At 44.7% G+C, this 24,090-nt stretch carries 21 protein-coding genes, 1 tRNA gene and 2 pseudogenes; 12 read left to right on the top strand and 12 right to left on the bottom strand.

Annotation, left to right across the window (positions count from 1 at the left end; genetic code table 11):
- Positions 1–117 precede the first annotated feature (117 nt).
- From BUQ89_RS03835 to BUQ89_RS03825, 3 genes are all read right to left on the bottom strand, one after another.
- Entirely contained in the window at positions 118–411 is a 294-nt protein-coding gene (locus BUQ89_RS03835) for a ComEA family DNA-binding protein (RefSeq protein ID WP_028460632.1), read from the bottom strand.
- A 187-nt stretch (positions 412–598) separates the two neighbouring features.
- Positions 599–2,251, bottom strand: coding sequence for an MFS transporter (locus BUQ89_RS03830; protein ID WP_028460631.1), 1,653 nt, complete (start codon positions 2,249–2,251; stop codon positions 599–601).
- A gap of 169 nt (positions 2,252–2,420) precedes the next feature.
- Complete coding sequence (locus BUQ89_RS03825; protein WP_028460630.1) at positions 2,421–3,560, bottom strand: Do family serine endopeptidase; 1,140 nt, start codon at positions 3,558–3,560, stop codon at positions 2,421–2,423.
- A 72-nt stretch (positions 3,561–3,632) separates the two neighbouring features.
- Here BUQ89_RS03825 and BUQ89_RS03820 point away from each other — a divergent pair, with 72 nt between their 5' ends.
- Together BUQ89_RS03820 and mltA are read left to right on the top strand one after the other, a co-directional pair.
- Entirely contained in the window at positions 3,633–4,379 is a 747-nt protein-coding gene (locus BUQ89_RS03820) for a Nif3-like dinuclear metal center hexameric protein (RefSeq protein WP_028460629.1), read from the top strand.
- A gap of 253 nt (positions 4,380–4,632) precedes the next feature.
- Entirely contained in the window at positions 4,633–5,832 is a 1,200-nt protein-coding gene (mltA, locus tag BUQ89_RS03815; protein WP_028460628.1) for a murein transglycosylase A, read from the top strand.
- Between the two features lie 247 nt (positions 5,833–6,079).
- Here the strand turns inward: mltA and BUQ89_RS03810 are convergent, their stop codons facing one another.
- The gene (locus BUQ89_RS03810; RefSeq protein WP_036572403.1) at positions 6,080–6,796 is read right to left on the bottom strand and encodes a DsbC family protein; all 717 of its coding nucleotides are present in this window, start codon (positions 6,794–6,796) and stop codon (positions 6,080–6,082) included.
- A 44-nt stretch (positions 6,797–6,840) separates the two neighbouring features.
- Positions 6,841–8,010: a UbiH/UbiF family hydroxylase gene (locus BUQ89_RS03805; RefSeq protein WP_028460626.1), complete on the bottom strand. Its 1,170-nt coding sequence runs from the start codon at positions 8,008–8,010 to the stop codon at positions 6,841–6,843.
- A gap of 293 nt (positions 8,011–8,303) precedes the next feature.
- Between BUQ89_RS03805 and BUQ89_RS03800 the strand changes: the two genes are divergently transcribed.
- The 8 genes from BUQ89_RS03800 (at position 8,304) to BUQ89_RS03765 (ending at position 15,718) form a co-directional block, all read left to right on the top strand.
- Positions 8,304–8,379, top strand: a tRNA-Met gene (locus BUQ89_RS03800).
- Positions 8,380–8,430: 51 nt separating this feature from the next.
- Positions 8,431–8,748, top strand: coding sequence for a hypothetical protein (locus tag BUQ89_RS03795; RefSeq protein ID WP_245812886.1), 318 nt, complete (start codon positions 8,431–8,433; stop codon positions 8,746–8,748).
- Positions 8,749–8,808: 60 nt separating this feature from the next.
- Positions 8,809–10,137: a tRNA (N6-isopentenyl adenosine(37)-C2)-methylthiotransferase MiaB gene (miaB, locus tag BUQ89_RS03790; protein ID WP_028460624.1), complete on the top strand. Its 1,329-nt coding sequence runs from the start codon at positions 8,809–8,811 to the stop codon at positions 10,135–10,137.
- Positions 10,138–10,212: 75 nt separating this feature from the next.
- Complete coding sequence (locus BUQ89_RS03785) at positions 10,213–11,202, top strand: PhoH family protein (RefSeq protein WP_083399484.1); 990 nt, start codon at positions 10,213–10,215, stop codon at positions 11,200–11,202.
- Positions 11,203–11,214: 12 nt separating this feature from the next.
- The gene (ybeY, locus tag BUQ89_RS03780) at positions 11,215–11,655 is read left to right on the top strand and encodes an rRNA maturation RNase YbeY (RefSeq protein WP_028460622.1); all 441 of its coding nucleotides are present in this window, start codon (positions 11,215–11,217) and stop codon (positions 11,653–11,655) included.
- Between the two features lie 82 nt (positions 11,656–11,737).
- Positions 11,738–12,571: a CorC family transporter gene (locus BUQ89_RS03775; RefSeq protein WP_028460621.1), complete on the top strand. Its 834-nt coding sequence runs from the start codon at positions 11,738–11,740 to the stop codon at positions 12,569–12,571.
- A 76-nt stretch (positions 12,572–12,647) separates the two neighbouring features.
- A complete protein-coding gene (gene recJ, locus BUQ89_RS03770; protein WP_028460620.1) occupies positions 12,648–14,456 on the top strand; it encodes a single-stranded-DNA-specific exonuclease RecJ in 1,809 nt (602 codons plus the stop codon).
- Positions 14,453–15,718, top strand: coding sequence for an MgtC/SapB family protein (locus BUQ89_RS03765; RefSeq protein ID WP_028460619.1), 1,266 nt, complete (start codon positions 14,453–14,455; stop codon positions 15,716–15,718). Before recJ ends, BUQ89_RS03765 begins: the two co-directional genes overlap by 4 nt.
- Positions 15,719–15,800: 82 nt before the next feature.
- On the opposite strand, the gene BUQ89_RS13675 is transcribed toward BUQ89_RS03765, so the two are convergent.
- On the bottom strand, positions 15,801–15,938 hold the full coding sequence (locus BUQ89_RS13675; RefSeq protein WP_178377639.1) for a hypothetical protein: 138 nt from the start codon (positions 15,936–15,938) through the stop codon (positions 15,801–15,803).
- 301 nt (positions 15,939–16,239) lie between these two features.
- On the opposite strand from BUQ89_RS13675, the pseudogene BUQ89_RS13455 reads away from it, so the two are divergent.
- A pseudogene (locus tag BUQ89_RS13455) lies at positions 16,240–16,443 on the top strand (IS3 family transposase); the annotation flags it as partial.
- Between the two features lie 175 nt (positions 16,444–16,618).
- Here BUQ89_RS13455 and BUQ89_RS03750 read toward each other — a convergent pair.
- Complete coding sequence (locus tag BUQ89_RS03750) at positions 16,619–18,121, bottom strand: NHL repeat-containing protein (protein ID WP_028460618.1); 1,503 nt, start codon at positions 18,119–18,121, stop codon at positions 16,619–16,621.
- 584 nt (positions 18,122–18,705) lie between these two features.
- Between BUQ89_RS03750 and BUQ89_RS03740 the strand changes: the two genes are divergently transcribed.
- On the top strand, positions 18,706–19,350 hold the full coding sequence (locus tag BUQ89_RS03740; RefSeq protein ID WP_074202495.1) for an IS5 family transposase: 645 nt from the start codon (positions 18,706–18,708) through the stop codon (positions 19,348–19,350).
- A gap of 542 nt (positions 19,351–19,892) precedes the next feature.
- Here the strand turns inward: BUQ89_RS03740 and BUQ89_RS03730 are convergent.
- From BUQ89_RS03730 to nirK, 5 genes and pseudogenes are all read right to left on the bottom strand, one after another.
- Positions 19,893–20,267 (bottom strand): putative quinol monooxygenase, encoded by a 375-nt coding sequence (locus BUQ89_RS03730; RefSeq protein WP_028460615.1) that lies wholly within the window; start codon positions 20,265–20,267, stop codon positions 19,893–19,895.
- Positions 20,268–20,919: 652 nt separating this feature from the next.
- Positions 20,920–21,423: a hypothetical protein gene (locus tag BUQ89_RS03725; protein ID WP_028460614.1), complete on the bottom strand. Its 504-nt coding sequence runs from the start codon at positions 21,421–21,423 to the stop codon at positions 20,920–20,922.
- The gene (locus BUQ89_RS03720) at positions 21,420–22,079 is read right to left on the bottom strand and encodes a hypothetical protein (RefSeq protein WP_028460613.1); all 660 of its coding nucleotides are present in this window, start codon (positions 22,077–22,079) and stop codon (positions 21,420–21,422) included. Before BUQ89_RS03720 ends, BUQ89_RS03725 begins: the two co-directional genes overlap by 4 nt.
- 36 nt (positions 22,080–22,115) lie before the next feature.
- Positions 22,116–22,385, bottom strand: a pseudogene (locus BUQ89_RS03715) (IS5/IS1182 family transposase); the annotation flags it as partial.
- Between the two features lie 59 nt (positions 22,386–22,444).
- Entirely contained in the window at positions 22,445–23,563 is a 1,119-nt protein-coding gene (nirK, locus tag BUQ89_RS03710) for a copper-containing nitrite reductase (RefSeq protein ID WP_028460612.1), read from the bottom strand.
- Positions 23,564–24,090: the final 527 nt, after the last annotated feature.

Raw genomic sequence — 24,090 nt, 5'->3', positions numbered from 1 at the left:
TCTGGCAAAGGCTTTTCAAAAGTCTCCTTTCATATTAATTACCTCGATAATAAAAAAACCCCGGATAAAATCCAGGGTTTTTTTATTATCGGAATTAAACGACTGCTTTATATTCTTCTACTGTGCAGCAACATTCTCTTCCGTTTTCGATATCGTATTATCACCAACGGTAATATTTTCTCCGAGCTGCTTGATAATACCAAAACCAATACCACTTACTTTAACCAGATCACTCTCAGATTCGAACAATCCATTCTTTTCACGATATTCTATAATAGCCTTAGCTTTAGCAGGACCAATTCCCTGAAGCGTTTCCAGCTCAGATTGGCTAGCCGTATTAATATCAACTGCCGCATAAACAGCACCTGTAAATCCAAATGACAAGAGCATAATCAAAAGTAGTTTCTTCACAATCTCTCCTTTTTTATTTAGCTTTTATAAAAATAATGCCTTTACATATAGTTATAACTGCGAAGTTATATACAAAGACAGAGAGTGATATCGGTACTTTTCAGAATCAATTGAGCTGAATTTAACAAATAGTGTTAGAAAATTTGGAATATCAAATAAGCTAATAACCGGCTAAATGTGGCTTAAATCAAGCATTACGAAAACGAGTATATCTAATAAACAGGATAGATAATAAGGGCAATACGAAACCAATAATCGTCACGGTAATCAATAAATTCCCAAGCTGGCTATAATCCGCTGGAACTGTAACCTGATCCGTAACGGGATCTTTTACCTCACGCGTAATGATAAAAAATTGGTTGATATACTTAGTGCCCAGCTGTGAGGCTGATAAGGCCAGATTAGTAAATGATGCCATCACTGCAAAAAAGGTCGCTTTCAATTTCTCTGGCGCCGAATTGGCAATCCATGCCAGCATCGGAATCATTGCAATCTGGCCTAGTGGTGATTCCAGTGCAGTATCAATCAGCGCAATAAAACGAGCATCTATAATGCCTCCGGTTAATGAAGCAGTCCATTCATGTAGACCAAAATACATACCCACGATTGGCAGAGAAAGTATGGTACCGACCACGGTAAGAAAGCCGATAATATAAGCAATGGAACGTTCTGCCATAAAACGACGAAAAATAAACATACCAAGCAATGTCAAGGTTGCACCAAGCAATGACAAAATCGCAAGAAATTGCTGATCAAAGCCTAAATCATCAATCATCCACCAGGTCGAACCAGCACCAGGACTCGGTATCGCACGAAACACAAATATGAGCAAGGCGGTTCCAACCAATACATCACGTGCATCAGAATCCAGCTCTCCGGTAAGCTGCCACATCAGAAACAACACAATAGTCATGGATATCAGAAATATAATTTCCTCTCCTCCCGCTATACGGCTTAGGCCAATACCCAATGACAGAATTGTAAAAGCCAATCCACCACCCAGAATCCACCAGTTCACCGATGGTGCATCGATATGCAATCCCAGCAATGCTAACGCTTCCTCATGACTATGCCCTTGTGTAATAAAGTGCTTCATATCGCGTCGGTGTAAATAAGCAGCAAAAACAACACCTAAAATTGAAACCAGCGGGATAATCAAAGCCAATTCATAAACTAGCAAATAAACAGCAGCCTTTTCAGCTTCTGGCAACATCCCTGCATCGCGTAGCAAGAAAACATTCGCTACTGAAACCAGAATACCACCGCTAATGATAGCAACACGCCCCAGCGTCTGCATCGTGACGTGCATTAATTTACGTTTATCAGCACTCAGTTTTTGACCGGATGCATCAACTCGTGGCACCGCTTCGACAGTCATAGCATCTGCAACAACATCCTGAAGCACATAACCAATTGGTGCCAGTAATGCCGCTGTCACATACCAGGTTTCTACGGATGCAACATCGAGCATTGCATCTGTATAGCCAAGTAATCCAATCATGATTAATAAGCTTAGCGTGATCAACCCTGCGCCTGCATATACAAGCAAACTTTTCCATCGCCATACCAGATCTACCAGATGGCCCAGCGGCATTTTCAAAGCCCACGGCAGCATCATCCAGAATCCGAGTGCTGCTAAAAATTCCGCCGAAAGGCCCAATCTTTCCTTGACATAAAAGGTACCGACAATGCTCGTCAAGCCAGAAATACCTGCGGCAGCATAAACCATAAGAGGCGGCAAGTAAGAAAGCCGCATTTCACGTCCTAGCGCAAGAATATTGATACTAAACCAGCGACCAAGGATAGCAAGAAGTCCAGCAGATGAAGGCGTAGTGGTCATAAGCGTAATTTCTATTAATTGTCTACCTGAGCGTGCGTAAACATCTTAAAATATTTCAGATAAAGCAGAGCAGACAAGTGTATCAAGGAACAGCGATATCTATTTCCTGATACACCATACTGTTACATATCGGAGCGTTTGAAATGGAATCGATTTATTATGACGGTGATTATAGCTGTTTGGGGCGTTTACCAACCTTCACTTGAATGGGCATTTCCTTCTTATTCCGTATAATCGCCAGCGAAATAGTCTCACCGGGTAAAAGCGCCGCAACTAAATTTAGCAAGTCAGCAGAATTCTTCACAGCTTTATCTTCCACAGCGATAAGAATATCCCCAGGCTTGACTCCTGCCTGATCTGCAGGGCCATCCTTAAGTACCCCTGCTATCAAAGCGCCCGTAGGACTTGTCAGTTTGAAAGATTCAGCTAACTCTTGTGTCATATCCTGCATACTGACACCCAACCAACCACGCGTTACACTACCCGATTGAATAATCTGCTCCATTATTTGTTGGGCAATATGCACAGGGATGGCAAACCCAATTCCCAGAGAACCCCCCGTACGAGAATAAATAGCTGTATTAATACCAATCAGGTTGCCTGATGTATCAGTCAGTGCTCCTCCAGAATTACCAGGATTAATCGCAGCATCGGTTTGAATAAAATTCTCAAAAGTACTGATTCCCACCTGAGATCGTCCCAACGCACCGATAATTCCCATTGTCACCGTTTGCCCCACACCAAAAGGATTCCCTACCGCAAGTACAATATCACCAACCTTGGCTTGATCAGATTGACCAAAGGTTATCGCCGGTAAATCCTTCAAGTTTATTTTTAGCACGGCAACATCCGTTTCGGGATCCGAACCGATAACTCGGGCGCTGGCTTTTCTACCATCTAACAGCGCAATTTCAACTTCATCTGCAGCTTCTACCACGTGGTGATTCGTGAGAATGTAACCTTCTGGGCTGACAATAACTCCAGAACCTAGACTAGTTGATCGTCTTGGTCTCGATTCAAAACGATCTCCAAAAAATCGCTGAAACATGGGATCATTCATTAATGGATGAGAAGGCTCCGTCACTTCCTTGCTGGTAAAAATATTTACCACAGATGGCATGGCTATCTTTGCAGCATCATAAAAGCTATCTGGCCGTAAGGTGCTCGTAACAGGAGCTGCTTCCTTAATAGTGACTAATGTTCCCCGAGGACTCCATGGCAACAATTCCGGACGCAATGTAGAAACGACAAAAAATATAGCTAAAAGCATCGTTACAGTTTGTGCAAAAATTATCCAGAGTCTGCGCATATTCAAAAGTAGTACTAAAGATTAAAATAACCACTATCGTGTTATATAGTGTAATAACTGGGAGACACATTAATGCATCGAAATGAACTTGAGAATTATCTGAATCAGTTACTAGAGATTTCTCATTTCCGTGATTATTGCCCAAATGGGCTGCAAGTGGAAGGGCGCGATAAAATTCGTAAAGTAATTAGCGGCGTCACGGCTTCACTTGATTTCCTGCAAGCCGCTGTAGCAGCCAATGCTGACGCCATACTCGTTCATCATGGTTATTTCTGGCGTGGAGAAGTCGAGCGACTGGTCGGCATAAAACATCATCGCATTGCTCTGCTAATGGCACACAATCTAAATCTATTTGCTTATCATTTACCGCTGGATGCTCATCGGGAGCTGGGTAATAACACGCAACTGGCTCACAGATTGGGTCTGGTTGAAACAGCTCGTTTTGGTGAGCAGGATATCGCTGTACAAGGAAAATTAACGCAACCCTCGACACTACGAGAATTAGGGAAAAATATATCCCGGGTTCTACTGCGCGATCCAATGATCATCGGCGATCAGGACAAACCAGTTCAACACATTGCCTGGTGTACCGGCGCCGCTCAAGGCTACTTCGAAGAAGCAGCTCAACGCGGAGTAGATGTGTTTATTACCGGTGAAATTTCTGAACAGACAGTACATATCGCACGAGAATCAGGCGTAGCATTTATCTCGGCCGGACACCATGCTACCGAACGTTATGGAGTACAAGCACTCGGAGAACACATTGCCCAGAAATTTGATATCCATCATCAATTCATTGATATCGAAAACCCGGTATAATCAAATAACTGAATACAATTTATCCATTGCTCAGACAGTTAAGCCGTACTCTATTATTTAATATAGATCGATAAAAAACAGCCATCAGTCTTTCTTGTCATCATCATCCTTTTTTTTACCCGAAAACATAGTCCACCACATAATAAAAATAAATAACCCCAAGGCTAAAACTGCTTCAATTGCGATTACCCACATATTCTAAGATCGTTATATTAGTTAATAAATTCTAGGATATTACTCTAGCTAAAATTTGATGAAAAACCAATTCAGTTTTCCTGTGATGCTTTTAGTCACATTACTCAATGCCTGCTCTACCGATACCGTTACGCCCACTGTCATGCCAGATAAGTCACCCGCATCTGTCATCTCACCATCGACCGGATCACCAACGATATCGACGCTTAAAGCAACTACATGGTCTGCGCTGACAGGTTGGGAGAAAGACGATCTCTTACCCGCATGGCCCGCATTTTTGCAAAGCTGTGTTGCTTTAAACAAACAAATATTATGGAAAAAAGCCTGTACAACTGCGGTTTCAATGCAACAACCAAGCAACACAATGGTGAGACATTTTTTTGAAACACACTTTATTCCACACCAAGTTATTAATGCAGACGGCAGTGATGATGGGCTGGTCACTGGCTACTATGAGCCTTTATTGCAAGGCAGTCGTAAGCCATCTGCGCGCTATCGTTACCCGCTCTATGCTACACCAGATAGCCTCCTGATTGTTGAATTAGGAGAAATATATCCTGAACTCAAAGGCTTAAAGCTACGCGGACGATTACAAGAACGTAAAATAGTCCCTTACTACAGTCGTGCCGAAATCATGAATAATCCTGAAAAATTACAGGGCCATGAACTGCTGTGGGTAGATGATGAGATCGAACTGTTTTTCCTTCAAATACAAGGATCCGGCCGGATTGCACTGGACAATGGTGAAACCCTGAAAATTGGATATGCCGAACAAAATGGTCATCCTTATAACTCTATCGGAAAATTACTGGTTCAACGAGGCGAATTACCCCTAGAAAAAGCTTCTATGCAAGGCATCAAACAATGGGGGCAACGAAATCCGGACAAACTGGCCGAATTATTGCAACAAAATGCACGTTTCGTATTCTTTCGTGAGCTACCCGCCGATCTATCGGGCCCACTGGGCGCATTGGGCGTGCCATTGACGGCCGGCAGAAGCCTCGCTATCGATCCACGCGCCATACCTCAAGGCGCTCCCACATTTCTTGCCACAACCTGGCCAAACTCTAATAAGCAATTACATCGTTTAATGATGGCACAGGATACCGGTGGCGCGATCAAGGGTGGGGTACGCGCCGATTTTTTCTGGGGTTTCGGCTCAGAAGCCGGAAAACAGGCCGGGAAAATGAAACAAAAAGGTAAAATGTGGGTACTCATGCCGCAGGGGTACACGCCACCAAAACTGGTTCAACAATAAGCCCGCTTATCTATTCAGATAAACAGGCTTTTACGGTATGTTGTCAATCATGGGCTCCATGATTGACAACATACCGCAATACTTTTCATGCTCTCTTTTGAATCAGGCGAAAAACCAGACGGTTCAGACTCTCGTTAGCTTCTACATTTCCCGAGACTTTTGCAAAAATTCTCATAAAAAGCTTCTTACTATTGATTATAAAGGGTTAATTTTTCAGCTGCTGGGGTTTTGCAAAGGTCTCTTCCCTTTAATGATTTTTTATTGCGCTATCCAACTTTTTCACAATCATCTCAATGGGAATCATTCCACCTACCACCGAACCATCAGCAAAAATGAGCGTTGGTGTTCCGTTTACCTTGTTTTCCTTACCTGCTTGAAGAAGAGTGGCCAACGGTGTTTCGCAGTCTTTGCCCTTTGGCGCAATATTCCTTAGCATAAAATCATCCCATGCCTTGACTCGATCTGTAGCACACCAAATTCCCGCAGCTACTTCAACAGAACCATTCAATATTGGATACAGTAAGGTATAAATGGTGACATCGGTAACCTTCGTTAATTCCTTTTCCAATTGCTTGCAATAGGGGCAGTTTGGATCAGTAAAGACAACCAATATACGCTCACCATTCCCCTTAATCGTTTTGATGGCAAGCTCCAATGGGAGGGAATCAAGAGCAATTCGGCGAGCATCTTTAATTTCCTGTAAGCGCTCACCCGTCAGACTTTTCCGAGTTTTTCCATCAACCACATGACCAAAAAAGAAATAATTCCCTGTTGCATCCGTATAAAATATCTCGCCATCAACCACTACTTCGTATAGTCCCAGATAAGGCGTTTTTTTCAAACTCTCGATTTTATCAACCGGGAAATGTAACCCGATTGACTCCCTGAGTTCTGACTGATCAGCCAGTACCATGCCAGGAAGCGTGTATACCAGCAAGATTAGAACCAATAAACTCAAACGCATGACGATGATCACTCCAATAAAATTAATGAAAGCCGGTTGAACATTTAACTCAAGGCATGTTGCATCAAGCGATTCTTTAATAACGGCAGACGGTTAGTTATTTCCAGCCCCAAATTTCGTAAGCGGGCAAGTGTTGGATTAGTATTGTTAAATAATTTTTGCAGACCATCAGTCATTAATTCCATAGCCAGAATATCTTCCTTACGTGCCCGTTCGTACTGGCGCAGCAGCATGAAGTCACCACAATCTGTTTGCGGGCCGCGTGCATTTAATATTGCCGCTAGCTCTCGTGTATCGCGCAGACCCAGGTTCACCCCTTGACCAGCAAGCGGATGAATACCATGCGCAGCATCACCAATCAGTGCCAAGCGGGGTCGAACCAGCCTCTTTGCACTCACAAAATTCAACGGAAAGCCCACGGGGCTGGTTATAAGCTGAAGATTACCTAATGTCTGACAGGAAGCATCAGCTACCAGTTGGCATAGCTCGGTCGCTGGCAAATCAAGTAAAATAGCGGCTTGTTCTTCGCTAACAGACCACACCATGGATACCCGCTTATCCGGCAAAGGTAATAATGCCAGCACACTATCTCGCTTAAACCACTGATGAGCAATGTTACGATGGGATTGTTCTGTACTAAAATTAGCTACCAGGCCAATTTGATGATAGGCATGCTGCGAAACTTCGATGCCAGCCTGCTGTCGCACCCAGGAATTGACCCCATCCGCACCAATCACCAACGCAGTTTGAAGCAGACTGCCATCTGTTAACTGCACATCAACATGAGACTCATGCCAGACTAATTCAGTGCATTGCACCGGGTTAAAAATTTCAAGATCTTGTTCTTGGGATTTAAGTACATGCCAAACCGCCGTTTGTAGCTGACGATTCTCAATAATAAAGGCTAACTCGGATAAACCAATATCATAAGCGCTGAAATCCAGATGAGTCGTATCATCATCACCGAATACTGTCATATCATAAACCGGCGTTATCCGATCGGCTTCTAACCCCTGCCACACACCCAGATTCTGTAGAAATGTCGCACTACCCGGACTAATTGCATAAAGCCGACTATCCCAGCTTGCATCAGCCGGAAGCGAGGCAGGCACGCGCGACTCTATCAGCGCTATTTTCAAACCACTACCTTTAAGCGCGACTACCAAGCTTGCGCCTACTAATCCACCGCCGATAATTACAAGGTCAAATTTCATAAATAGATTATACAGGTCCTTTACACTTGATAACTAATAATAATGTGCCGCCACTTTCTTTATATGGTCTCGCATCGCATCGATTTATCCGCGTGTGATAATCTACTATCGGATGTTGATTCATCCATCGATCATGACTACCATCCTACCATCGGAATATCTTTTTTATACTACAAAATACTGCCTGTCACACTTTATATATGGATTCACATAAATCCTTGTCAAGTCACATTATCGATCTTGACAAGCCTCATCCTCAAAGGCAAAATACTCAGTCTCGCATTAAAGCGTGTGGCGAATTAGCTCAGTGGTTAGAGCAGCGGAATCATAATCCGTTGGTCCGGGGTTCAAATCCCTGATTCGCCACCATATTTTTTATTGTCTATAGTAAAACTGACTAAACATATGAAAGGATTGTGGGTGATATGGTTTATACTCATCATCACGCTGATCAATCTGACCGCTAATGTTTATGCTCAATTGCAACGAAATTTCCCGACAGACAGCAAGCTAGGTAGACTGACGACATATGCATTTCCTGAAGTCAGAATCAATGATCAGTCCATGTATTTAAGTGTGGGCAGTCAGATTCGAGATAAAAATAATTTAATCATTTTGCCCGCAACACTGAACGAAACCGGTTTTATTCGCTACCAGCTAGACATAATGGGGCATGTCCATCGTATCTGGTTCCTGACTGCTGATGAAACTAGCCAGGCGAAAAAAGAAGAAAAATAACCAACCTAGACAACAGATTGAATTATCATATAACCTATTTGCAACTCCAACACCCTATTTGTGAGTAATAAGCTTTATATCAAAACCTTTGGCTGCCAGATGAACGAGTATGACTCGAACAAGATGGCCGATGTGCTTCGTGTTGCTCATGGCATGGAACAAACCAACGATCCTGCTGAAGCTGACATCATTTTATTTAATACCTGCTCAGTACGAGAAAAAGCTCAGGAAAAGGTATTTCATGATCTCGGGCGCGTCCGGCACCTGAAAGCATCCAATCCTCATTTACTGATTGGCGTTGGTGGCTGTGTTGCTAGCCAGGAAGGCAAAACCATCGTTAGTCGTGCACCATTTGTCGATATGGTATTCGGGCCTCAGACACTCCATCGATTGCCGCAATTAATCGCCGCACGCAAAGCGACAGGCCGAGCTCAGGTGGACATTTCTTTTCCTGAAATTGAAAAATTTGATCATCTTCCGCTCGCACGAACAGAGGGTGTCACCGCTTTCGTATCCATTATGGAAGGCTGCAGCAAATATTGTAGTTTTTGCGTTGTTCCTTATACACGGGGCGAAGAAGTCTCACGCCCGCTAGACGATATTCTGACAGAAATTGCAGTATTAACAGATCAAGGCATTAAGGAAATAACCTTGCTGGGCCAAAACGTCAATGCTTATCTTGGCGTCATGGACGATGGTGCTATTGCAGATTTTTCATTATTGCTTGAATGCGTTCATGAGATACCCGGCATTGAGCGTATCCGTTATACCACCTCTCATCCCAAAGAATTCACTACCCGCTTGATTGCCGCCTATTCAAAGCTACCCAAATTAGTCAGTCACTTACACTTACCCGTACAGTCTGGTTCTGATAGTATCCTGGCAGCAATGAAGCGTGGCTACACGGTTTCTGAATACAAATCCATTATTCACAGAGTGCGCGCAATCCGCTCGAATATCTCACTGACGTCCGATTTTATTATTGGCTTTCCCGGTGAAACAGACGCCGATTTTGAAGCCACTATGCAACTGGTTGAAGAAATGAATTTTGATGAATCCTTCAGCTTTATCTATAGCGCCCGCCCGGGAACACCCGCTGCTGATTTACCGGATAACACGCCTTACGCGGTCAAACTGGAAAGGCTGCAGCACCTACAAGCAAAAATTAATCAGCAGGCACAGAGAATCAGCCGACAAATGGTAGGTACCACACAGCGCGTTCTAATGGAGGGCGTATCCAAAAGAAATGCAGCCGAATTTCGTGGGCGTACTGACAATAATCGCATGGTAAACCTTGCGGTTGATCCAGAACTAATTGGTTGTTTTGTAAACATTAAAATCACTGACGCGCGGTCGCATTCATTACGCGGCGAAATAGTCTCCGACTAAAAACAGAGCGGGATCACTTGCAAAGTAATCCTACCACTGCGAAAATCAAACTATCGTAACAGTTCCACTACATACTTGAAATCAAAACCCATCGAGATTTCTTTTACGCCAGCTGACAATCTGCGCCTTGCAAATCTATGCGGTGCATTAGACGAAAATCTCAAACAAATTGAAACCGCACTAGATGTCACTATTGCGCGGCGAGGCGAGCATTTCAGTTTATCTGGCCAGGCAGATCAAATTAAACTGGCCGCACAAGTCTTGCGTAATTTCTATAATCAATCACAACACTATCTGTCTATTGAACAAGTGCAATTGGGTTTGATCCAGGCCATCAATCCGCATCACTTACCAGACCCAACTAATACTGACGCGTTGGCGACATCAAAAGCAGCGCCCGCCTTAATGACCCGGCGCAGTAATCTATATGGTCGGACGCCACGTCAAGCTCAATATCTACAACAAATCCAGGAACACGATATTACTTTCGCCATTGGTCCCGCCGGAACCGGCAAGACTTATCTTGCTGTAGCCAGCGCAGTAGATGCCTTGGAACGCGATATGGTGGCGCGCCTTATATTGGTACGTCCAGCAGTCGAAGCGGGAGAACGCCTGGGATTTCTACCAGGTGATATGACACAAAAGGTGGATCCCTATTTACGCCCCCTCTATGATGCGCTGTACGATCTAATGGGCTTTGATAAAACCAGCAAACAATTTGATCGCAATACGATTGAGATTGCCCCGCTGGCCTTTATGCGTGGGCGCACACTGAACCAGTCATTTATTATCCTGGATGAAGCACAAAATACCACGCCGGAACAAATGAAGATGTTTTTAACGCGGATTGGCTTTGGCTCCAAGGCGGTAATTACAGGGGATATAACACAAACCGACCTACCCAAGCATCAGAAAAGTGGTCTGGTTGAAGCCAAGCAAGTACTCAATCAGGTACGTGGTATCGCCTTTACTCATTTTAAATCTGAAGATGTCGTGAGACATCCACTGGTACAACGTATTGTCAATGCCTATGAAAGCTATGATGAACAGAAACGGGACGATTGATGAAACACGGTTATGGAGAAAAAACTCAAACTAACGGTGCAATATGCCACAAATATTGCAGACATTCCAACCCGGCAACAATTCCGCAGATGGATCAAAGCGGCACTGATGCAAGCGGCCGAAATTACACTACGCATCGTAGATGAAAGTGAGGGGTGCGATCTCAACTATCATTTCCGGGGCAAAAATAGCGCGACCAATGTTTTGACTTTTGTCTATGACGACACACAACCGCTCTCCGGTGATATCGTTCTATGCACAGCAATCATTGAACAGGAAGCGCAACAACAGCACAAAAATTTAACGGCACATTATGCGCATCTCACAGTACATGGCGTGCTACACCTGCAAGGCTATGACCATCAGAACGACACCGAGGCAGCAATCATGGAACAACTTGAGACTGAGATTATTACCAAACTTGGCTATGATAATCCTTATAAGGAGCAGTAGATTTGAGTAGATTAACCCCGTCGCTTTTAGTAAAAAGTTTTTTTTATTTTTTCTAACAGACAATTTGATGTATTTATACCATATGGATGACCCCGCACCTAAATCTGGATGGCTGGAGCGTCTTAGTACACTGCTCTTGCGCAAGCCAGAAGATCGCGAACAATTAATTACATTATTACATTCCGCCTTTGAGCGTAATCTGCTTGATTCTGATGCGCTCAGCATGATCGAAGGAGTCATGCAGGTTTCTGAAATGCAGGCACGTGACATCATGATACCGCGCGCGCAAATGGGCGTCATTGATATCAGCGAAACGCCCGACAAGTTTATTCCGTTTGTGATCGAGACAGCACATTCACGTTTTCCCGTGATCGAGGGCAGTAAAGACCACATCATTGGCATCTTGCTGGCAAAAGATTTACTCCGTTATTATGCGGGAGAAGAGGAATTTGATATCCGCGATATGTTACGTCCCGCCGTATTTATTCCGGAATCCAAGCGGCTTAATATCCTGCTCAAGGATTTCCGCAGTAACCGCAACCATATCGCTATTGTCGTTGATGAATATGGCGGCGTAGCCGGCCTCGTCACCATTGAAGATGTACTTGAGCAGATTGTTGGTGACATTGAGGATGAATATGATTTTGATGAGGAAGAAGATAATATCGTGCTGGAATCAGATAATCACTATCGCGTCAAAGCCATTACCGAAATAGACAATTTCAATGATGTACTGAATGCAAACTTTAGTAATGGAGACTGCGATACCATTGGCGGGTTGGTACTGAAGGAATTTGGCCGCTTACCAGATCGCGGCGAATCTGTTGTTATCGGTCACTTTAAATTTACCGTATTACGCGCTGATAGTCGTAGATTACATATACTGAAAGTTGAAAAAATTGTTGCAAACTCATAAGACTGCTCACTACCTGAAACGATGCTAATTCAATGGATAAGCCATCCAAGACTTAAGATAATATTTATCCTGATACATGGCTAAAATTACTGTCCGCAATTATTCTTCACAAGCTTTTAATATACTTAGCCAATCCGGACTGCCGCCTGTATTAGCCCGCATCTACGCAGCGCGGGGAATTGAAGAAACGCACCAACTTGAAACAGAGCTATCGTGCTTGCTTCCATTTGATCAATTTAAGAATATTATTCCAATGGCCGCATCACTCGCTGATGCCATTCTCGCAAAAAAACGGCTATTAATTATAGCCGACTACGACTCTGACGGCGCAACGGCTTGTACTGTCGGAATGCGTGTGTTACGAAAACTGGGTGCCACCGTTGACTATCTGGTTCCAAATCGTTTTGAATATGGCTATGGATTAACACCTGAGATTGTGCAGCTGGCTCATACGACCAAACAACCCGATATTCTCATCACCGTTGATAATGGCATCGCCAGCATAGCGGGCGTGCGCACAGCCAATCAGTTAGGCATGCAGGTATTTGTTACCGACCATCACCTGCCAGGAGACGAATTACCGGACGCAGCCGCGATTATGAATCCTAATCAACCGGGCTGTCATTTTCCCAGTAAAAATATAGCCGGTGTCGGCGTCATTTTCTATTTAATGCTGGCACTACGCGCAGAGCTACGCAAGCGCGGCGTATTCATGACGACCTCAACACACAATACAAGCCATCAATCCGGAGCCATAAAAGAACCTAACCTGGCCAGTTTATTGGATTTGGTCGCCCTGGGAACGGTCGCCGATGTGGTCAAACTCGATGATAATAATCGCATCCTGGTACAGCAAGGTTTGCAACGTATTCGAAAAGGCCGCGCCTGTGCGGGCATTAACGCCCTGTTAAAAATAACACGACGGGATTATCATCAAACATCTGCCTACGAACTGGGTTTTGTGCTGGGTCCCAGACTGAACGCCGCCGGGCGGCTAGACGATATGTCCCTGGGTATCGAATGCCTCATTACCGATGATGAAACACACGCCACGCATCTGGCACAACAACTCGATGAACTCAATAGCCAGCGCCGTGAAATTGAATCTGACATGCAGGAAAGCGCACTGCAGATGCTTGCAGCCATTATCGAAAAACAGCATGCGAACATAGACACATCGTACAGTCTCTGTCTGTTTGATCCGGAATGGCATCAGGGCGTCATCGGAATACTGGCATCCCGCATCAAAGATCAGTTTCATCGTCCAGTCATCACTTTCGCACCCGGCAATGGGGGTGAGCTCAAAGGCTCAGGGCGTTCGATTGGCGGATTCCATTTACGTGATGCATTAGATCTGGTTTCCAAACGCCATCCCGAGTTGATACTCAAGTTTGGCGGGCATGCAGCAGCAGCTGGCTTGACCATCAATAGCGATAATTTTGAACAATTCCGCGAGGCTTTCGAACAAGCCGCACAGGCGTTACTCACGCCGGCCGACCTGACACGCGTTATCGAAACCGACGGCCAACTCGATGAGACCGAAATCTGCTTGGAACTGGCGCATACTCTGACACAACAAGTATGGGGGCAAGGTTTCCCCCCGCCAACATTCAATGCATCTTTTTATGTGGAAGAACAACGCATCGTCGGTGAAAAACACCTGAAATTAAAACTTAGAAAATGCAGCCTCGAAGAAGAACAATTTCAGACCTCTGTGCAATCCAGTGATCTCTATGACGCTATTTTATTTGCCCACAGCGATCCGCTGCCAGAAATCATTGACGCAGTCTATCGATTACAAATAAACCAGTTCAGGGGTAACACCACCCTACAGATTCAAATCGATCACTGGTCTCAATCTGAGCGCTGGCCAACAACACAGTGAACATTGACTTCTTGCAGGGTGGAGGCCTGGAGTCATTACCTCAATTCGCTACCAGCCTCGCAATTGGTCTTCTAATTGGCCTGGTGCGCGAACGTAATCCAGCCGCTAAAGCCGGCCTGCGTACCTTTTCCCTGGTTGCATTATTCGGCACACTGGCCGCCATGTTATCCGAGAAAACCGATGCCCCATCGTTATTGCTGGGAGGTTTACTCATTGTGGGCTTGATGACCATCGCCGCTTACTTTCATGCAAAAGATGAAATCAATGATCCAGGTACGACAACCGTAGCAGCCATTATCATGTGTTATGGATTAGGTGCAACAATCTGGTATGGCGATACCACGCTGGCCATTATGCTGGCGATTATCACGGCCACCCTGTTGTATTTTAAAACCGAGCTGCACGGAATTAGCCAAAACATTGAGCGGCGGGATGTGGTTTCCATTCTCCAGTTCTCCGTCCTTACTTTTATTATCCTGCCCATATTACCCGACAAAAGCTATGGCCCTTACCAGGCCATTAATCCTTATCATATCTGGCTCATGGTTGTACTGATCTCTGGCGTCAGTCTGGCTGGCTACATTGCATTAAGGCTCTTCGGCCAACGTTATGGGGCCGTACTATTGGGCCTATTCGGCGGACTCGTCTCCAGCACGGCCACAACCCTGGTGTATTCACGTCGCAGCAAATATAAACAGGACTTTGTTCAGCTTGCCGTTGTCGTTATCCTCATTGCCAATCTCATGGTACTTATCCGGCTGGCGCTGGTCAGCGCAGTTGTCTCTCCGGCCATATTGCCCGTGCTATTACCGGTGCTCGGCTGTGGCCTGATCTTCGGATTGGGGATAACCGTTTACTGGTGGTATAAATTAAATCAACAAAATACAATACCCATACCAGAAATCAATAACCCAACCGAGATTCATACTGCAACAAGTTTTGGTCTACTCTACGCCGTTGTACTGTCTTTTGCCGCCTGGCTGTCAGATATCGCGGGTAGTAGTGGACTCTATATGGTCGCGTTGATTTCCGGAATGACTGACGTAGACGCCATTACGCTGACAAGCCTGCGCCTGTTCGGATTGGACAAACTAGAAGCCACTGAAACAGTCACCGCCATTTCTATAGGCATATTATCCAATATGGGTTTTAAGTTGGGATTGATATTTTTCATGGGTAATCCGTTACTGGCCAGACAATGCACTTTCGGTATGATTGCGACAGGCATTGGCATAGGGTTGGCACTATTACTTTTCAACTAAAATGGAAAAGTTATCGCAAAATATCAAGCGCTATTCTTTGCAACCAAATCAAATTTACCAAGCCGAATATTCGCACCATCGGTTAGCGCGATGAAATCAGTGGAGCGTATCCGCCAAACATGCCTCTCACGCCTTTGCTCAACGCGTCCTGTTGACAAGCCAGTACTACGAATCCTTCTTTACCTTCGACGCCACCGTTCAGATCGATGAATCGAACCATGAGACCTTTGCACGGCAGGCGGCACATTTGACTGCTCTTTGTGGTAAAATATTATTTTTAATCAACGAGATGAGTGTGCATTGCGAGCTTCTCAGATTTTGATGTCGTGCGTCGCACCCGCAAAGGAAACTTTCTGAGACTTTTGCAAAGGTCTCAAGCCTATGTGAATCGACGTGCTGCTCAAGGGATGTCAAATAAGGAAATTCAACGTTGCCTGAAGCGATACATTGTTCGCGAGCTGTATCCGCTTATTCTCGCAGATTTGTCAGATGCGGCACCAATTATTTGACATAGGAGCGTCAATGCGGTTGCAGAAAGTTTCTTTGGCAGCCTAAAACAGGAACGTGTCCAATGGAAAAGTTATCAGACCCGTTATGAAGCACAGCAGGATATATTGCAGTATATTTCCATGTTCTACAATAGTTACCGACTACATTCATATCTGGGATACAAAAGTCCAAATCAATATGAAGCAGAAGCCGCAAAAATGATAAAAGTCGCTTAACTGGGGTATACAGTTTTACTTGGCCATGCCAAACTTCGCAAATAACTCTGTCTTATTGCAGACAATAAACTGCCTCCTCAGTAAGCAGCATTAAAGTCTGATCCCATTAATTGCTATTGATTGGGTCAGATCAAGGATCGGCACTCGCTAGTGCCGATCGACCCGACATAGCTAATTATTGAGCGCCGACCAGTTCGGAATCGGAGATCTTTAGTTCCTTTCCGACAAAAATAGCGCCTTCAATCAGGCTGTTTTTTTCTATTTCCGCTTCACCATCGAGCACTAAGAAAGTCCCACGTGCGATACTGTCATCTTTTATTTTCAGCTTATCCTTACCCAGCAGATTAAAGATCACTTGGTTCGGCGTAACCCCGCCCTGCAGTACGATAACTGAGCCCTTTTCAATTGCCATTTCGCTAGTAACGTTAAATACGAACTCGGATTGCGCATCGCCCACCAAAGTCAGCGTATTATCTTTCAGTTTGATCTTTTTTACCTGAATCACATTAAGACCAGAATCGCCGAATATTGTGGTCGATTCTTTGATCTCACCAAATTCTTGAGTAGGCTTTAGATCTCCCGTCATCTTCGCAGCCTGCACCACATGTGCTACCATTCGCGAAAGATCCGCCATGACGGAGCCGCCGAGAATTGGCACCTTTTTATCCAGTTTAATTTTTTTGGCGTCAGGGTCGATGAAAAGCGTACCGGTAATCTCACCATCCTTAAGATCGGCTTCTGAATTCTCCGCAATGCCGACGTCACCGTTTATAATCGCTCCCTTCTCTAACTTAAATTTTGCTTTGTTAAATGCCAGCACACTGACCATCTCGACAATACCTGTTACGCTGGGTTGATACGCGATGCCTGTGGCGTTCTCCGAAGCCGGGTCATAACTACTGGTCGAAAAAGAAAAAATCTCTGCCCCGGTAGTACGGCTGAGATTGTAAATCCTATCGCTACCCCGGTCCGACACCCACAAGGAACCGTCTGACGTAGACACGGTAATGCCTTGCAGATTATCGAACGACGTGTCCGCTCCCAGCGGCAGTGACTGTATCAGTTCGCCGGTGCGCTCGATGTTGTAAATGGTATCCGTACTGTTGTCGACAATCCAGAGCGTACCGTCGAACGGGTCAATCGCGATACCCTGGGGGCTAATTGATGCAGGATCATACTTCGCAGTTGCAAACCGACTGACTACAGTGCCGTTTTTTTCTACCTCGAAGACCGTCGGCGTCGGACCAGAGCCTGGAACGGGGTCATCCACCACCCAAAGCACATCAGCGAATCCATCAATGGCAACAGCAACCCCTTCAGTCCCTTTAGTGCCAAAGCTCGCGGCTAATATCGGCTCGCCAAGCTGGTCGCCCGTGGTACTGAAGTTAATGAGACGGCCAGGATTCTCGCTGACGATCCACAGGGTTCCATCTCGTCGGTTGAAATCAATTTCAGAAGGGGCACCTAATGTAGTTTCAATCGGAAACGATGACAACAGTTCGCCGTTAAGAGTCACCTCATAAGCACTACGAGTAAAATCGTCGGTAATCCACAGACGTGGTTGCATGGTCTGTGCGTATGTTGCTGAACCAAATACCAACCAACATGCTGCAGCCACCAGATAAAAAAATCCTTTTGTCACCGAGCGTTCTAAAAGTAAACCGGATATTTTTTTCATTAATATATTCTCTCACCAAATTAGTATTATTATTAAATTCCACGATGGCACAACAAGGCCCTGTAATTCGGACCTTGAAGTAAATTAATCGTTAAACATATTAAATCTCCGAGACAAATTAATAATAATAAGCTTCCGGAATTAAAATGCTATAAGGAAAATGCCTAAATTAATTTAAGAGTCTGTTTCAAAATTCCTGCCCCAGGGTTGAGTGAGGGCTAATCCTTTGATTCACTAGTAGAGTTGTTGAATCTTTACAAGGAGGATCAAATGGTATGAACATCCTTCACCCGCAAGGATTATGTGCGAGGCCGCAAGGAATATGCAAGTAACATGAGGGATGCGGAATGGGAGAAGATAAAACCGTATTTTCCACCCCCTGCAAAAACCGGTCGCCCGCGTACCACCTGCCTTCGCTCGGTCATGAACCCAAATTTTCCATTAGGAGAACCTATTGAATACATTTGGAATTCTCTAAATTATGGTTGCTTTAATTTGCAAGTTTTTCTTCCTGATTGTTTTGATGTAGGCTATTCATTCCATTAGTTTTTCGTTATTGGGAAATTCCTAATGGAAAATCTGGGATGAACGCTATTTTCTACCTTTTGCAATCAGGCTGCCAATGGGACATGCTTCCCGGTGATTTTCCGCCGTGGCAGACGGTTTACCGATATTTTCGGGGCTGGATAAGGGACGGGACATGGAACCACATTCACGATACCCTGTACCGTTCCATTCGTGATCTGGAAGGGCGGAAAGAAAGCCCGACGCTGGCGACCATCGACGCGCAATCCGTCAAGACCGGTCCCGACGCGCGGGGCGATATCGGCTTTGATGCGGGCAAGAATGTCAAAGGCCGCAAACGCCATATTGTCGTCGATATTTTGGGTATGATCCTGAAAGCCGATGTCCACTCCGCCGGAATACAGGATCGAGACGGCGCGATTCTGGCGCTGGATAAAATCACGGGACGATTTCCATTTATCGAAAAGGTTGTCGCCGATGGCGCTTACGCCGGACCCATAGCCCAGAGCAACAGTCCCAGACCCATCGAAATCGTCAAACGTTCCGATCAGGTCAAAGGCTTCGTCGTCCTGCCGAAACGACGGATCGTCGAACGCACCTTCCCATATTTCTACTGCCTGCGCAAAATAGTCTTAGACTCCGTAAATCTTTGTATCCATTTAGCTCGCGTATCTGGCGACAATTCGTACACCTTAGCGACGTAATGAACAATGAACCGATTATACTTTCCATATATTATCTTTGCTATTTCATGCTGACTGGGCCAGCTCAGGCAAGGCCTTGCCTGCCATTCATACAAAATGCTGTTTTCATTCTTCTCAATTACATTCCATTTTGTTACACCGGGGCATTGCTTTTCCCTTATCGCTTTCAAACCATTAAGCGAGTCTTCTGGAGAATCACCACCCTGCCATGACTTACGATTAAAGTTTTGTATAGTAACCAGTTCCCGCCAGTTATTGATATCGTCTCCTTCACGTATAAACTCTGTGAAAGAATACTGGTTAGCTATCTCGGTGTTGTGCCCAGCCTTCCAACCAGGTTCAAATTCAAAGTACAGGTATTCATGTTCTTCCGTTTTTAGCGTAGCGCATCCAGCCGACAAAACGAGATATAGGAAGACAACAACTCTCGTCACATTTTTCATGACCCCCTCCTGGAATTGTTCTGTTTCGCCCTCAGCAAGCTGATCTGTCTAACGTTTGAGTTAAGCGGCACGCCGTTGCAGGTCCGCTTGAACGAAGGGTTAAGCCTCGCTCGCTCTGCGGATGCCCTCTTCTAGAACAAAGAACTGTGGATTCAAAGATGCCAGGGGTTCCCGAAGCTTCACGACTTCAGACGTCGGCGCATGCACCTCGAGCCGGATAATTTTCGCAATCTTAAGGGCTTCATCAAGCAAAACGCTAACATTCTCCAGGTGGGCAAGGACGGCTTCTGCATTCTCGTAACCCTCTCGACAGTGGGCGATGCTCCCATTAAACGAGAATGCATAGTGCATGCATCCGGGCTCAGCCTGTGTCCGGGTGACGAACTGAGAACCAAGAGCCTTGAATTCTGGAAGCTGACTTTCCTGTACTTCGAAATACGGGACCAAGGTGCAGCAGGTGTCTGGTTTGAACATGTGTCTCTCCTAGCGGTTGGGGGGTTGCACAACCAGGACCAATCGTAGCTGCGTTAACCACGCATCACAACGCACATCAGCTGTGGAGTACCTCAGCCGTGCTTGCGAGGCCTAACTAGAACTAGGCGTCCGAAATGACACAATATATTGCGTCAAAAATAACATCTATTAAGGCAAGTATCATGATTTTTCATTAATTTTTATAGCATTTGGTAGATTTAGCTTTCATTATAGCAAAGTCTTTAGATCCAATAGTATGATGAACACACAAGGATCACGTCTTGCATTAATGTAAGCAACAACCAAAAATATAGAGAAGAAGCAGCATGGATGTTATATAACAAGACCTGACACTTTTTTTGAGATTCATACTGCAACAAGCTTTGATCTACTCTACGTCGTTGTACTATCCTTTGCCGCCTGGCTGTCAGATATCGCGGGCAGTAGTGGACTCTATGAGCCTGTCCCGAAATAACCCAAAATTGAGATACTTATCGCATCTATTTGTTAATAATTAATCGGTTGTATAGTTAAAAACGAATAAATCATATATTACGAGACAGTTCCATAAACGATGACAGATGGATTGATAAGATATAGTAATCGTTTTGTATTCACTCCAATTCTCAGGAGGAATCTGTTGATGAGCACTTTATTTATCTGGTGTAACAAAAAGAAAAAAAGGCAAATCCTCGGTTATGCAGCCCGACCCGATGAACGTGCAACCCCTCAAAAGGATAAAACTGGACCACTTGCTCGCTGGCTTCTCGTCACGTCGAATTCTCACGGCCCAGTAATATGCCTGGCTTGATTTAAGTTGAATTTCCAGTGTGTGTTCTAATGCCTGAAGTCCCTGGCGATAATAAACTTCCGGTCCTATCGCCCACGTTAAAGGGCTATTTTGGTAGGTTTCGTGAATCGCGATATCATATTTGTCGGTTTCTATCGGCTCATCTATTGGACTCCAGCGCAATGTGGGTCTCAGACTATCAACTACAGGTGGAGAATATGACTCGTCCGTTACAAACACAGACCCATACCCCGATGCTTGAGTTGGTGGATAAACTGCGAAAACGGTCTCGTTTAATGTTCCACCGTAACCAACACAGCCACTAATCCAAAAAACACTCAGAAGCATCAGCCACCAGCGCTTCATTGCTTCTTCTCCAGCCGCATCAATCTCTTTTTGGCCGCTCCTTTGGCCCCAGGAATATTGATTTGTTGTTGGTGAAGCCCGTATCGATCATTATCAACAACCTGCATTTCAGGAAAGGCTCGTGGCAATTTCCAGGTTTTTTTAGAATACGCACGAGCGCCTGTTTGCATGAACTTAATTACGAGCTCACCTATATAAGCAGGTTCTAATTGTTCAGAAACCGAGAAATTCGCAAAGACAGGCCGAATCAAATAATGATTCCCTCGCATCCACTTAAAACTCGTGATCGTATAATCCCCGGGCGGCAAATGCCAACTGAAAGTGCCATCGTGAGCCAAGGTATAGACAACTGGTTCTGAATCCGAATCGGACATCAGATACAAATGAAATTTGTCCCACAAGGGTTCATCCCAAATAAAGGATTCATCATTAGTGACAACATTAACACGTCCAAAAATAATGGCCTCTCCAACCGGGACTGATTTCGCTGTTTTCAGATCAATAGGAGAACTTGGAGAAAGATGACGCGGGGGCTGGGCGCAACTTGTAAACAAAAATAGAATGGTCGCCACGACAAATAATTCGACGGCTATCTCATTCCCCTGAAAGACAACTCTCTTAAGGCCCCCTATTCGATTTATAAAAGCACAAGTCATCGCATTACACCTGAATAATCTAATCAGATAATCTAATCATGAGATGTTTGTCCGGAGAGCAATACATCTGATTTGCACAGCGGCAAGGAATGAAGCGGTATTTTCGGCGTATCTTGTGGCAATGCCGTGCCAACACTTGAGATGGAGGAAAGCATTTTTAACCAGATGTCGTAATTGATAGCGCTCTTTGTCGTAAGACCTTCGTGCTGTACGGTTTCTCTTTGAGGAGATTACGATTCCCATACCCTGCCTCCTTGCCTGTTCAAGCATTGCATTGCTGTCATAACTGCGATCTACCAGCAGATAAAACGGCGGTATGTATTGCTCTCCGGACAAACATTTCATAATTACATTATTTAGGCGTATCAATTAGTTTTAATAGGACCGGGCTTTGAAACTTGCTCCATTAAATCATTATTCCATTTGCCCTTTACTTCCACATGAGCTTCGCCGCCAAGCATAAATGCTTGAATCAAATCATGATTGAGATAAGCATAAAGACCTGGCTGCTTAAATGTGTAAATAGCGGCCACTGCTTCACCGCCATTGACATGCCAGGTTTCTCTGTCAACCGTGGGTGTATTCATAAAAGAGCCGCCAGGCCAGACTAAATCGCCATGTCCCCCTATTAAATGGATACGAGAATCTTCATTAGCTTGCGAATGAATAAACAAGACAGTTTCACCAACCGTGGCCTTCATTGCATTTTCGCCAGTTAAAGCACCTTTTTTCCCGTTGTAAGTTACATGTGTCGGAACGAGCCCGCGCATAACGGTTAAAGTATCAGTATAAGGCTCTACTGCATTTGAATATCGTTTGTAGTTTCCATTTTTGTCCTTTGGAATGTACCAGCCCTGTTCACCAATATAATAAGCCCTATCATAAACAATCTTATTTCCCTTATGATCTTTTAAGCCATCTTTTGGTAATATCATGAGCGCACCATACATACCTGAAACAACATGATAAGGAGTCATAAATCCTCCTGGCGCACAGTGATAAACATAAGTGCCCGGCATCTCAGCTTTAAAGCGCAATGTGACTTGCTCTCCTGGCGACACCTTGGTTAACGCACCACCGCCTAGTGCCCCCGTTGAGGCATGAAAATCAATATTATGTAAGAGCATGTTTGTGCTAGGGTTTTTAAGCGTTAACTCAACATAGTCACCCTCATGCACCACCATCATTGGGCCAGGATTAGTACCATTAAAAGTCATCGCTTGAACAAAAACATTGGGTTCAATTTCTATTTCTTTTTCCTCAATCACCATTTCCATTTCGATGATTCTAGGCTTCCCGGAATAAGCTTGTTGATGCTTCGGTAAAAAGGGCGGCGCAACTAAATCTTGCTGTACTCTCTCCAGGTCTTGTAAGTTTGACTGGGTGCCTACATTAGCAATATAAGATAATGCTTCCTCATCAGCATATGAAACCGATGAAAATGACACGAGATAGAAAGCAAAACACATGATTAATTTTTTCATTATTGATCTCTGCAGTATGTTAAAAATTCGAAACAAAAAGGCTATTCGAGCGCCTAACGTAAAGTTGATAGGCCCTGCGCTTTTACGAGGCGTTGTTGAATAAATCATAACGAAGTCGATACAAAATTCGGAATATAACCGCCGTTAAGCTTTTTTCAGTAGCTTCTCGCCGTCTACTCGCAAAGATCCATCTGGGGAAATATGTCGATAAAGCGTTTGGTGTGATCCCAGTTTCTTTGCATAAATCACTAATGTTTGTTTCCTGTCTCCCTATTGACGCCATAGCCAATCCTGATTTAGCTGGGTCATTTTATAAGGTGCACCGCCATTTCGGGATCCAGGGCGCAGCGGAACGTAAAACCCAGTTAATCACGCTAATCGGCCAGAGTCGCTCATACCGCATAGCACAGCAGCACGACTTAATGTGAAAACCGCCCAAGACGGAAAACCAGAATCGTCTCCTTACCTCCCTTGTCTGAAGGTCCGGTTTTTCGAAGATCTTGATAAAAATAAGCATCATGCATAAA

This window comes from Nitrosomonas cryotolerans ATCC 49181 (assembly GCF_900143275.1).
Lineage (GTDB): Bacteria > Pseudomonadota > Gammaproteobacteria > Burkholderiales > Nitrosomonadaceae > Nitrosomonas > Nitrosomonas cryotolerans.
Note: the sequence above shows the minus strand (reverse complement) of the source record. Positions and strands in the feature narration are given on the sequence as shown.